At 35.7% G+C, this 13383-nt stretch carries 12 protein-coding genes; 4 read left to right on the top strand and 8 right to left on the bottom strand.

What is annotated here, in order from left to right; translation table 11 throughout:
- Both VK90_RS00340 and VK90_RS00345 read right to left on the bottom strand, forming a co-directional pair.
- Positions 1-672 carry a response regulator transcription factor gene (locus VK90_RS00340; protein ID WP_048369519.1) on the bottom strand — a complete coding sequence of 224 codons (672 nt, stop codon included), beginning with the start codon at positions 670-672 and terminating at the stop codon, positions 1-3.
- Positions 669-1640 (bottom strand): YVTN family beta-propeller repeat-containing protein, encoded by a 972-nt coding sequence (locus VK90_RS00345; RefSeq protein ID WP_048369521.1) that lies wholly within the window; start codon positions 1638-1640, stop codon positions 669-671. The genes VK90_RS00340 and VK90_RS00345 overlap by 4 nt, the downstream gene beginning before the upstream one ends.
- Before the next feature lie 136 nt (positions 1641-1776).
- Here VK90_RS00345 and VK90_RS00350 point away from each other — a divergent pair, with 136 nt between their 5' ends.
- From VK90_RS00350 to VK90_RS00365, 4 genes are all read left to right on the top strand, one after another.
- Entirely contained in the window at positions 1777-2892 is a 1116-nt protein-coding gene (locus VK90_RS00350; protein ID WP_048369523.1) for a CdaR family transcriptional regulator, read from the top strand.
- Positions 2893-3009: 117 nt separating this feature from the next.
- On the top strand, positions 3010-4422 hold the full coding sequence (gene glcD, locus VK90_RS00355) for a glycolate oxidase subunit GlcD (protein WP_048369525.1): 1413 nt from the start codon (positions 3010-3012) through the stop codon (positions 4420-4422).
- Positions 4419-5747 carry a (Fe-S)-binding protein gene (locus VK90_RS00360; protein ID WP_048369527.1) on the top strand — a complete coding sequence of 443 codons (1329 nt, stop codon included), beginning with the start codon at positions 4419-4421 and terminating at the stop codon, positions 5745-5747. The genes glcD and VK90_RS00360 overlap by 4 nt, the downstream gene beginning before the upstream one ends.
- 457 nt (positions 5748-6204) lie before the next feature.
- Complete coding sequence (locus VK90_RS00365) at positions 6205-7044, top strand: CAP domain-containing protein (RefSeq protein ID WP_048369528.1); 840 nt, start codon at positions 6205-6207, stop codon at positions 7042-7044.
- Positions 7045-7080: 36 nt separating this feature from the next.
- On the opposite strand, the gene VK90_RS00370 is transcribed toward VK90_RS00365, so the two are convergent.
- The 6 genes from VK90_RS00370 to potD form a co-directional block, all read right to left on the bottom strand.
- Positions 7081-7686 (bottom strand): DUF1648 domain-containing protein, encoded by a 606-nt coding sequence (locus tag VK90_RS00370; protein WP_002170943.1) that lies wholly within the window; start codon positions 7684-7686, stop codon positions 7081-7083.
- Between the two features lie 91 nt (positions 7687-7777).
- Positions 7778-8701, bottom strand: a complete 924-nt coding sequence (locus VK90_RS00375) for an RluA family pseudouridine synthase (protein ID WP_048369531.1) — start codon at positions 8699-8701, stop codon at positions 7778-7780.
- Positions 8702-8799: 98 nt separating this feature from the next.
- On the bottom strand, positions 8800-9216 hold the full coding sequence (locus VK90_RS00380; RefSeq protein WP_002170941.1) for a hypothetical protein: 417 nt from the start codon (positions 9214-9216) through the stop codon (positions 8800-8802).
- Positions 9217-9317: 101 nt separating this feature from the next.
- Entirely contained in the window at positions 9318-11510 is a 2193-nt protein-coding gene (locus VK90_RS00385; RefSeq protein ID WP_048369533.1) for an MMPL family transporter, read from the bottom strand.
- A gap of 110 nt (positions 11511-11620) precedes the next feature.
- Positions 11621-12268 carry a phosphatase PAP2 family protein gene (locus VK90_RS00390; RefSeq protein WP_048369535.1) on the bottom strand — a complete coding sequence of 216 codons (648 nt, stop codon included), beginning with the start codon at positions 12266-12268 and terminating at the stop codon, positions 11621-11623.
- Positions 12269-12327: 59 nt separating this feature from the next.
- Complete coding sequence (gene potD / locus VK90_RS00395) at positions 12328-13377, bottom strand: spermidine/putrescine ABC transporter substrate-binding protein PotD (RefSeq protein WP_048369538.1); 1050 nt, start codon at positions 13375-13377, stop codon at positions 12328-12330.
- Positions 13378-13383 lie beyond the last annotated feature (6 nt).

The raw sequence follows: 13383 nt of genomic DNA on the forward strand, positions 1-13383 counted from the left end.
TTACACCTCAAATTTATAACCTACACCCCAAACGGTTTGAATGTAGTTTCCACTTTCTCCGAGCTTCAAACGCATCGTTTTCACATGCGTATCTACTGTTCTTGTACTTCCTGCATAATCATATCCCCACACCTTTTCAAGTAATTGCTCACGACTAAATACTTGTCCATTATGTTGGCAAAGAAAATATAGTAAATCAAACTCTTTTACCGTAAGAGAAATCGACTCTCCATTCGTCTCGATTCTCCTACTTTTTTCATTTATAAGAATCGGTCCAAATTGAATCTCTTCTTGCTGCTCTTGCTTTGTATACCGTCTTAAAACAGCTTCCATACGAGCAATTAGTTCACCGGGACTAAATGGCTTTACAATATAATCATCTGCCCCCATCCGTAAGCCGTTCACCCTATTCCACTCTTCACCTTTTGCAGTTAAAAATATAATAGGTACATCTGACGTTTTTCGAATCTCTTTACAAACTGAAAGCCCATCCATCTCTGGCATCATAATATCCAATACAACGAAATCATAATGATCCGTCTCTAAATTTCGGAGAGCCTCTTTCCCATTTTCAGCTTCTCCCCACTCGTATCCGAAGTTATCCAAGTACATACCGACAAGTTGCCTCATATCACTTTCGTCATCTACAACTAGCACTCTATATTTACTCATTGTCCTTTCCCTTCTCTCTCTATGAGCTGAAACGGCCCTTTTCCGACTTTAATTGTTTGTTTTATTTTCATATTCTTTATATCCATTACGCATACTTCATCGCTATCATAACTAGCTACATATCCTTCTGCACCGCTTTTCAAAAATGCAAATGGATTAGATCCTACTTCTGTAGATCCTACCTCTTGATACGTACTTGCATCAAACTTTCTAAGCATATTAGAACCATGACTTAATGCATATACGTACTTATCATCCCTCGTTATATTCACAGGCATAAACGGAGCGTGTAAAGAGCGTACCATCTCTCCACTCTGTAAAGAATACACTAATACTTTCTCATTCACTTGATTTCCATCACCATGTCCGCCAATCCATATTTCTTTCCCATTAGCACTAACCGTTGCTCCTGTTGATGCCGGTGGAATCATAAAGGATTGTATAACTTCTTTTTTCTTCGTATCAATTGTCGTTAGTTTCGTATCATAAAAGTTTAATACAGATAACTGCTTATTATGCTCTACCATCGTTAACGGTCCTTTTCCTGTTGAAACACTACCCATCTCTTTCCCTTTTACCGTAAAGAACCTTACCTTTTGTTCATTTTGATCGGCAGCAAATAATTGTTTTCCATCTTCTGATGCGATAACATTAGCAATTCCTTTTCCCGTCTTGTATTTGTCTACTTGTCTTCCTTCTGCCAGTGAGTATACATACATATATTCTAACTGCTTGCCATAAACAAGTATGTCCTCACCATCTCGAAGTAGTGTAACCCCCGTAATCGGTTCATTCAATTCCCATGTTGTTATTAGCTTCTTTGTTTTTTTATTAATAAAACTAATACTACCTTCTTTTATATTAGTTGTTATAATAACACTTTTATCTTTAGCAATTGGTGTATACGAACTTCCTTGGCACCCTACTAATAGAAATAAAAAACAGAGAAGAAAAAGATACTTTCTCAAAAGATTCCCTCCATCTTCGGATGATTTCGTTATAATTGTAAAATAACAAATAAATGTGTGGAAAATGTGAAATCTTCCATTATTAATAAACTTACATATATAATGTACAACAAATAGAATTTGAGGTGTGCAAATTATGCTTTTTCCTGATTTAGCAAATAAAATTGTACGTGAAGTACGCAGACTAATTACTGAAAATATTATTATCATTAATATACAAGGATTTATTATCGCAAGTACAGATGCGGAAAGAATCGGTCAATTTCACGAAGGGGCGCTCCGCTGTGCGAAACAAAAGAAAACTGTCATTATTACAAAAGATGATGAACGACGTTTGCAAGGCGTGAAGGCTGGGATGAATCTCCCGTTACTATTCCATGACGAAGTAATCGGTGTCATTGGAATTACAGGGGAACCTAAGGATATTTCCCAATACGGAGAAATATTGCGCAAAATGACCGAATTGTTAATTCACGAAAATTATTTTTTAGAACAACTAGAGCTTGAGCAACGTTCTTATGAAGCATTTGTTTTTGATTGGCTTCAAAGCACAGACTGGTCTCCAAGTTTTCTTGATCGTGCAAAAACGCTTGGCATTGATTTATATAAAAAGAAACAACTTATTTTATTATCAATCGCCCAAGATAATACGATGCTCCAGCGTAAAATTTGGCAACACATGCGCAACATTTTAGCAAAAGAAGATTTATTTGTTCGCTGGGGAAATGATCGGTTTATTTTATTTACAACAATGCAATCTAAAGAGCAAACCTTTCAATTTTTAAAACAGTTAAAACAAGACTGTGAAACTTTATTTTCTATCACGCTATATATCGGAATTAGACAAACAGTTATCCCGAGCGATATGAATGTATCATATGAACAAGCATTACGCGCTCTTTCTGTTTCCCTTGAAACAAAAGGAATTGTATTTAATGAAGATTTACGTTTAGAGATGTGCTTACAAGATATTTCTACTGGAACTCGGAAAGAATTTCTCCAGCGTACAATTGAAAACTTATTATCATCTAATGAGCTTATGCACACTTTGCACTTATTTATTGATTACAACCAATCTTATAAACAAACAGCAGAAAAATTACACATACACATTAATACGCTGCATTATAGATTAAAAAAAATCGAGGAACATACAGGACTTGACCCTAAACAATTTAAAGATTTAAACGTTTTGTACTTTGCACTTCTATTATTAGATAATCATACAAAAAAGAATGAGAAAACAGACTAATCTTTAGATGATTAACCATAGAAAGAATCCCCCTACTTTTTTATCATTATAATGAAAGCACTGTTACAACGTTTTTTATTATTACTAAATACGTTAACAGTTTGAGGGGGATTTCTAATGTTAGAAAAGCAAATTATTGATTCATTCGTATCCATTGTTGGCGAAAATAATGTAGATACATCCAATATGGGGCGTTTAACTTATAGTTATGATGCCACTCCAAACTTCCAAGCGATGCCTGATGCAGTCATTGCTCCTCGCAATACAAATGAAATAGCCGAAGTGTTAAAAGTGTGTAACACTCATAAGATTCCTGTATATATTCGTGGTTCTGGAACCAACCTTTGTGCAGGAACGTGTCCATTAGAAGGCGGTATCGTCCTTATTTTCCGCCATATGAACAAAATTTTGGAAATTGACGAAGAGAATTTAACAATTACTGTACAAGCTGGTGTTATTACACTTGATATTATTAAAGCAGTAGAAGAAAAAGGATTATTTTACCCACCAGATCCAAGCTCTATGAAAATTTCTACAATTGGCGGTAATATTAATGAAAACTCGGGCGGATTGCGTGGTTTAAAATATGGCGTAACACGTGATTATGTAATGGGGCTTGAAATGGTCTTACCGAATGGCGACATCATTCGCACTGGTGGTAAATTAGCAAAAGATGTAGCTGGTTATGATTTAACTCGTTTATTTATTGGTTCTGAAGGTACACTTGGTGTTGTAACAGAAGCGATATTAAAACTTGTTCCTATGCCTGAAACGAAGAAAACTATGCTCGCACTATATGAGGATATTAACGAAGCTGCACGTGCTGTCTCTTCCATTATTGCAAATAAAATCATTCCAGCGACACTTGAGTTTTTAGATCAACCGACAATTGAAGTTGTAGAAGAGTTTGCACAAATCGGTTTACCAACTGACGTAAAAGCAATTTTATTAATTGAACAAGACGGTCCACCTGAAGTCGTCAATCGTGATATTGAAAAAATGGCTAACGTTTGCCGCACCATGAACGCGGTTGATGTTCGCGTTGCAAAAGATGAAGCAGAAGCAGATGCGCTTCGTACAGCACGCCGTAGTGCATTGTCTGCACTTGCAAGACTAAAACCTACAACAATATTAGAAGATGCAACTGTACCACGTTCACAAATCGCTCCAATGGTTGAAGCAATTAATACGATTGCAAAAAAATATAATATTCCTATTTGTACTTTTGGGCATGCTGGTGATGGCAACCTACATCCAACTTGTATGACAGATGCCCGTAACGAAGAAGAAATGCACCGAGCTGAGCAAGCTTTCGCTGAAATATTTGCGAAAGCGATTGAGCTTGGTGGCACGATTACTGGTGAACATGGTGTTGGTGCGATGAAAGCTCCATATTTAGAAATGAAATTAGGTAAAGAAGGTATTGCTGCAATGTACGGTATTAAACAAGCCTTTGATCCAAATAACATTATGAATCCTGGAAAAATGTTCGCGAAAGACTCTCGTAAAAGAGTGGTGGTTGAGCGATGACAACATTAAATAAGGAGAAAATTCAAAAGGAATTTAAAGAACGATTAAATGAAGATGAACTATTAAATTGTATGCGATGCGGTTTTTGTTTACCTACTTGTCCTACTTACATTCAATCTGGATATAAAGAATCACACTCACCACGCGGACGTATCGCCTTAATGAAAGCAGTCGTTGATGGCTTAATTGAACCAGACGAAGATGTTGAAAATACATTAAACGTCTGCCTTGGTTGCCGCGCTTGCGAACCTGTTTGTCCATCCGGTGTGAATTACGGACATTTATTAGAAGAAGCTCGCGACATTATTAATCAAAATAAAAAATTCTCAATGCCAGTGAAAGCCGTTCGTAAAGTAGTATTTGAAGGGTTATTCCCTCATCAAAACCGTATGAGAACATTAACTGGACTCATCGGATTTTATCAACGCTCTGGTTTGCAGACGCTCTCACATAAAACGGGGATTATGAAGCTATTCCCTGAAACACTGGCAACAATGGATTTTGTCTTACCGAAAGCTCCTAAAATGAAAGAAATGAAAAATCGCCCTGAATTTTTACATGCTGAAATTACAAAGAAAAAACAAGTTGCTTTCTTCACTGGTTGTTTAATGGATACGATGTTTTTAGAAACAAATAACGCAACGATGAAACTTCTTCAGCTTGCCGGTTGTGATGTCGTTATTCCGAAAACACAAAGTTGCTGCGGGGCATTACACGGGCATGCTGGTGAAAAAAGTGGTGCAAAAGAATTAGCAAAACGAAATATACAAGCATTCGAAGATTTACAAATCGATTATATCATTACGAATGCAGGTGGCTGCGGAGCTTATCTCGTAGATCATGATTATTTATTAAAAGATGATCCTAAATGGGCAGAGCGCGCAAAGCAGTTTGTTTCTAAAATTAAAGATATTACTGCTATACTAGTAGAACTAGATTTCCATAAGCGAACTGATTTACGACTTTCGCCGCAAATTATTACGTACCAAGACTCTTGTCATTTACGTAATGTTATGCGAACATCTTCTGAACCTCGTATGTTGCTTGAGGCCATCCAAGGCGCAACATATCGTGAAATGAAAGATGCGGACCGTTGCTGTGGTTCTGCTGGTATTTATAATATTGTTCATTCAGAGTTATCAATGGAATTTCTAGATTACAAAATGGACCGTGTGAATGAAACAGATGCAGCGACAATTGTTACTGCAAATCCTGGGTGTCTATTACAAATGAAACTAGGTATTGAACGTGAAAAACTCTCTCATAAAATGCGTGGAATTCATATTGTAGACTTATTATTAGAAGCAATTGAAACCAACTCGTAACATACGTAACAATAGGAAAACGGCTATCTCTTCCGTCTATGTAAAGAGATAGCCGCTTTTTTGTCCGCTACAAAATTAAGAATATGTTACTTTATAATAAAAAAGAACAACAGAAACATTACAGTTTTGTAAAAAACAATCCAGTATATTCCTCAAAAAAACACATGAACCGTTGATACAATAGGATTCTCATTTTTTTATATAGGAAACTTCATCCAAAAAATCTCCATTTTTAGTAAGGATGAAAATGCGGAAATTTCCTTTTATACTCTAGCTTTCTCCTCTCTCCTCTTCTCTACTACTCTAGGATAAATTAGGTAAATTTTAAGTCTATGAATTTTTTTCCATCTTTTTTCTTGCAAATTATATGCTACGATGAATTTGTCAGTCAGACAGGCTGTCAAAAACAAATCGTGTGAAAACAATTTAAAACTTTACATAGGGGGACACACACATCATGAAAAAGCGTGTTTTATTATCTGTAGCTGCTGCAACAGCTCTTACTCTAGGAGTATCATCTTTAGATGCACAAGCTGCAACAGTACAACCATCTAACATAAAGGTTCAAAATATTCAGCATTCTAAAGTTGTTATGAAGCAAATGAGCCAACAAGAATTACAAGCATTCTTACAATCTATGGGAATCGAATCTTTAGCACAATGGAATCAAGGACAGTTCCAACAAGGTTGCTTCATTCCTGGTCAACAGCCTACTGAAAATGTTGTTACTGAACAACCAACAGCTAAACCAGAAACTCAAAAACCTGTAGAACAAAAACCTGTAGAACAAAAGCCGGCTGAAGAAACAGCTAAACCAGAAGCTCAAAAACCTGCTGAAAATAACGGTACACAAAACAATAACAATCAAAACGAAACTCAAAAACCTGCTGAGCAAAAGCCTGCTGAAGAAGCAAAATCTTTAAGCGAATTCGAACAACGCGTTGTTGAATTAACAAACACAGAGCGTACAAAACAAGGCTTACCAGCATTAAAAATCGATACTGAATTAAGCAAAGTAGCACGTATTAAATCTGAAGATATGCAAAAGAATAACTACTTTGATCATAACAGTCCTACATACGGGTCTCCGTTTGACATGATGAAGAAATTTGGTATTTCTTATAAATCTGCGGGCGAAAACATCGCCCAAGGTCAACGTACACCAGAAGAAGTTGTACAAGCTTGGATGAACAGTGCTGGACACCGTGCAAATATCTTAAATAGCGGCTTTACTCACATCGGTGTTGGCTATGTAGAAAGCGGAAACTACTGGACACAACAATTTATTACGAAGTAAATAGAAAAAAAGAGTCTTCTCCTAGAAGACTCTTTTCTATGTTTCATAGCTTTCTAATATGTATGCGTATAAAATGTAGAACATAAACAAAATAGACCCACAGCTTATTACACTAATTAACAGATAAAATCCCCACTTCAAGTTCAAAAATAACGACAACAATATGCTGCATGCCATCACTTGAAAGATTCGTCTACTAACTAAACGAATTTTTTGTAATTTAATCGGTTCTTTCTCAGTACCCTTCGCCTTTTTAAACTCTTTGCTAAGCATAAAAAGAAACATACTAATTCCAATTGTTAGTCCTGTTTGAAAGGATATAATACTTCCTAAATTAATCAAGAGAATGAGCATATGGATAAACAACATAAATAAAGTAACACTCTTTATAAATCCACTTATAATGAACTGCTCTCCTTTATTAAACTTATATATATTATGTGAAATAATATACACTAATCCATGTAAGAAAATAATAAGACAAGGAATAAATAATATAACAACTTGTTTACTCATAAACTCGTTTGGCACACCACTCTCGTTCCAATGTACTGCCATGCGACTTGATAAATATGGATAGAGGCATAGAGTAAATAAAAGACAAGCGAAAAATATTCCTAGTATATATTTATATTTGACCAAGTGATTCTCACCTCTCTTTTCTCTTTACGGCTTCGCCTCTTTTAGAGAAATCCCTGCAAAAATCTACCTTTCTCAATGTAAAACTTACATTTTACGCATTTGTTCTTTGAAATTCTTTCATTTTATTGTTTAAACTTGTAGGGAACGGTACTTCAACTTCGATCTCTTCTTTCGTAATTGGATGCAAAAAATTAATTTTCATCGCATGCAACGCTTGACGGGACATATATTTTGTTTGTCCACCGTATAATACATCCCCAACTAATGGATTTCCATTATAGCTCATATGAACGCGGATTTGATGGGTTCTACCGGTTTCTAATTGTAACGTTACAAGGGTAATATCTTGCTTCTTAAAATATTTCTCTACCTTATAATATGTTATAGCTTGGTCACCCTTTTCAGATACGCGGCGCCTTGTAGCGTGATGTCGATCCCTTCCGATGGCCACGTCAATTGTGCCCTGCTTCTTTTTTACTTTCCCTTCAACAAGTGCCGTATACGTTCTTTTAATCTTTCGTTCCATTAATAGACGATCCATAATCGCACCAGCTATTCTATGCTTCGCGAATACAACTCCGCCTGTCGTATCTTTATCTAGCCGATGAATATGACGAACCTTCGTCTCTAAACCTTGCATTTGAAAATGAAAAGCAACAAGATTTGCAAGTGTTCCCGTCCCATTTTTTTCAGAAGGATGCGTATCCATTTGCTCCGGCTTATTTACAATGATTACGTGATCATCTTCAAACACTACATCTAATTCACCGTATTCCGGCTCTACGCCGTACTCCTCCTCCATAAACATATGAACTTGCAACTTATCTCCTTCTTTTAAAAGTTCACTCCATCTCCTCTGTTCGCCGTTAATTGTAACGCCTTTTTCCATACGAAGCTGATGTAATAACTTTTTCGGTACTTCCCATTCTACTTTTAACAACGACTCAATGCTTATACCATTCCATATCGCTGGAACCGTAATTTCGCACCATTCGCCCTTTTTCTTCGTTTCCATACTATATCACCTTATTTCTATTGATTCCCCTATTGTAACGGAAAACACTATATGATGCACCGTCAAAAATAAAGGGCAGCCTACAAATAGACTGTCCTTTACGCTCTAATCCTTTTCATTTCCTGCAACACTTCTTCAGCTTTTTGTTCATACGATAAATCTTTAAAGAAATCCGCCAATCGTTTATAGTCGTTGTACGTATCTAATAAGTCGTCTATCTTCTCTACTTTCATAACTTGCTGCTTTTGCTTCATTTTTACTGGATAACGATACCCCGATACTTCTTGTATTTTGTAATATTCTTCTTCTACTTGAATAACCTTTACAAGTTCCTCCTCTTCCGCATCCATCGTATACCCGTCAAATTCTCTAAGCAACTCATATATAATATGAGTCCATTCATCTTTTGGATAAAACCCTTTTTCTAACCGATAACCGACAATGCGATACATATGCCCATCGTTTTCAGCAAACTGTACTGTATCATTTAGCTTAAACTTAAAATAACGAAACATTGCCTTCACCTACTTGTATGTATTGTTCTTATCACATACTATTTGCATAATATAGGCCTTGCTATTCATAAAAAAATACTCATCTTATAGATGAGTATTTTTTACGATGATTTTTTTCTTTTCTTTCGAAATGGTAACCACCAGTTCCAATCTCCAAACAATTTCATTAAACTTGGTACAAGCATAAGTCGAATAATTGTTGCATCAAGAAATATCGCTAACGCAACACCAATACCCATCTGCTTTACTGGTAAAATATCAGTAAAGGCGAATGCACCGGTAACAACAATCATAATTAAAGCAGCGGACGTAATAATGCGGCTTGTCGAGACAAGCCCTTCTAGCGTTGCTTGATCGTTATCTCCTGTTTCCTCATATAACTCATGGATTCGTGAAATAAGAAATACTTCATAATCCATGCTTAGTCCAAATACGAGACCGAAAATGAAGATTGGCAAAACAAATAGAACTGAACTCTCATCTAATCCGAAATGACCACCTTCAAATAACCAAATAACAATTCCAATTGTTGCACTTAAACTAAGTACATTCATAATAATCGCCTTTATTGGAATGAGTATAGAACGGAATGCGAATAATAAAATAACAAAGGTTGATCCAAATATAACAGACATACCAATTGCAACTTTATCTTTAATTTCATCTTCTAACTCTTGTTGGAACGTTGTCATCCCGCCTAAATAATAAGTAACATCGTTTTCTTTATAATTCTTTTTGAAATCACGAACCCATTGTTTAGCTTTTTCCGTACGTGGTTTTGTATCTAGGAAAACTTGAATAGTCGTCTTATTCCCTTTCGCATACGCTTCAAATACAGGAGCTATTTTCGCCGCTTCCGGTGATTGTAACATTCCCGCAACTTGATCTGCTTTCATTCCATTTAGCTCGTTATATACACTTTTCACCTTATATACTTGCTTATCATCTTTTAACTTTTGAACGACATTTTCTACCTTTTGTAAGCTTTCTTTTTCTGTAATATCATTCTTCGTCTCTACTACTAAAGTAACATCGGCGTGTGTTTTGACAGTCTTATTAAAGACTTCTTCATACTTCTCAAATGCAACTCTCGTATCACTCTTTTCTGGTAATGCTTCGACACCAGGAAACTGCAAATTAGCTGTACGTAGTGGTAATAAGCAAATAACAATAAATGTTGTAACAGCAACAATCATTACGATTGGATGTTTCATTACAAACTGCGCAAATTTACGCCATACATTCGATGGAGTAGGTGCTACCTGATTCTTTTTTAATATTCTTTTTCCGATTAAAGATAACAGTGCAGGAAGGAGTGTGAGTGAAAATAAAATACTCATAATGACAACAATCATCCCGCTAATGGCAACAGATTGAATATAGTCTATCTTAAAGAAAAATAAACCGGATAAACCGACGAATACACATAACCCTGAAAATACGATAGCGCGTCCCGCGGTTTGATACGTAATCGCGATTGCCTCTTTCACTGTTCTCTTCGCAACTTCCTCTCGAAAGCGATTTACAAATAACAGTGCAAAATCAATTGATAATGCGAGCCCAATCATCGGTGCAACATTTAACACGAAAATAGATAGCTCTTTATCAATACCGATAAAATATAAAATCCCCATCGTACTAATTACACTTAGTAGCCCATTTAAAATCGGTAAAATAGACGCAAGCAGACTCCCAAATGAGAATAATAGTACGAGAAAAGCAATAGGTAAACCGATCATCTCTGCTACTTTTAAATCATTTTGTGTTCTTTCATTAATCTCTTGATTAATTTTCGGATACCCTGTCGATGTTACTTTTAATACCGCACTACTTTCTTTCTTGATTTCATCAGCGAATTGTAATGTCTTTTCCATTCGATCTTTATTTGTTTTCCCGGAAAATAAAATCGTCGCATAACCGATATCATCTTGTAGCATCTCTTTATTTTCTATTGGATGATGGAAAGACTCATATGTTTCTTTCTCTTGAATATGTTTTATAATTCCCTCTATACCTTTTTGAAACTGCTCATGTGAAGCATCCTTGTTCTTCTCAAAGACGAGTAAAAGTGTATCCTGAGACTGCTTAAAATCTTTATCTAAAATTTCTTTCGTCTTTTGATAATCTCCTTCCGTTTGGAAACCATCACCCCCTAATACTCCTGGAAGTTTCGGAGCAAAAATACCGAGCGCTATCGCTAATACTATTAATGCTACGATTACTGTATAACGAAATTTATACAAAAAAGCCCCTAACTTCCCCCACTTATCAATTTTATGTACATTTGTCTTCACACATTTTCACCTACTTTATATAATTCCATTGTCACTTATACTGTATCATATCTTTGTATAAACAAAAAATGTCTGGAAACACTATAATGATAGTTTTTCCAGACATTTTTCTATCTCTCTTTATTAAGCTGAAGCCTCTCGGTAAGTAAACGATGACAATAAATCGCTATAATCAACAAAATCCCACCTACGCAGTAACCAGCTAAAATATCAGTCGGATAATGAACATTTAAAATAACTCTACTTAATCCAATCAATATAATTAATATGCCCAGCAAAATCGTAATACCACATTTCCCAGCTACACTCTTCAAATTGGCAGCAATGATATAGGCAAGAAAACCAAATGTCATAATAGATAGCATTGCATGTCCACTTGGGAAGCTATATCCAAGTGCGTCAAGTGCCTCATTTAATGACGGACGGTCTCTTTTTACAATTTCTTTTATCCCTTTATTAACAAGATGTGTCGTTAATATAGCCATTGGATACACAATCATAGCAGCATAATAACGTTTTTTCCAAAAAACGAGCAAACTTATAATTAGTGTCGTTATAACTCCAATTGCAGATCCTAACTTTGTAACGTATGTGAAGAATGTAAGTGAGCCTTCTGTTTGTAATCCTTTTACCATCTCGCGGACATATGTATCCACTGCTGTAACTCCGCATGCTTGTACTCTCCAAGCGATAATGCCGAATAAAGCAAGTAATAAAATCATACACATGAACTCATATCGATGTAACTTTTTCTTCAAACGATTTCCTCCTACTTATGAAAAAATGCGATTTCTATTCAGAAACCGCATTTTCTTACTTATTTACCTTTTGTTTTCAACTCTGTCCAGTAGCGATCGTAGTCTTTTAACTTATCGTCTACATCAACAAGCCATTCTGTACGATTTAATTCTTCTGGTGATAAGAAGATCATGTGGTTATCACGATATTCTTTACTATGAAGAGAACGAGCTTTTTCATTTGGATTACTGTAACCAATTGACTCGTAGTTTTTCACACTTACTTTTTCATCTAATAAGTAGTTCATAAACTTCTCTGCAAGTTCTTTATGTTTTGCACCTTTTGGAATCGCTAACGTATCAGCCCAAATTGTACCGCCTTCTTTTGGTACAACGTATTCTACATCTTTATTATCTTTTGCGATAAATGCTGCGTCTCCAGACCATACAGTCCCGATCCACGCATCTTCAGTAATGAATTTTTGTTTAATGTTATCTGTATCAAATGCTAATAAGTTTGGCAGTAACTTCTGTAAATCAGTAGCTGCCGTCTTTAACTGCGCATCGTCTTTTGTACTATTAGAGAAACCGTTTTTCTTAAGTCCCATTCCTAATACTTCACGAGAATCATTTAATAAAGTAACATGTCCTTTATATTTATCGTTCCATAAATCAGCCCAGCTTGTAGGTGCTTCTTTCACATACTTTTTATTGTATGCAATTCCTGTTACACCCCAAGTATATACTAGAGAGTATTTATTCTCTGGGTCAAATGGAGGTGTTTTAAAATTAGAAACTAGATTTTCGATATTTGGAATATTCTTCTTATCTAGCGGCTCTAATAAGTCCATTTTCGCCATTGTTTTAACCATGTAATCAGACGGCTGAATTAAATCGTATTTCGCACCGCCAGCTTGTAATTTTGCAAGCATTTCTTCGTTACTTGCGTATTTATCATAATTAATTTTCACATTATATTTCTTTTCAAAATCCTTTAGAACTTGCTCATCAAAATTATCAGCCCAGCTATAAATATTTAATTCTTCTTTCTTCTCGCCGCAACCAGCAAGTACACCTGCAACAAGACTGAAGCTAATTGCTGCACCAGCTAATCTCTTCATTAATTTCATCGGTTT

The organism is Bacillus sp. LK2 (assembly GCF_001043575.1).
Classification (GTDB): domain Bacteria; phylum Bacillota; class Bacilli; order Bacillales; family Bacillaceae_G; genus Bacillus_A; species Bacillus_A paramycoides.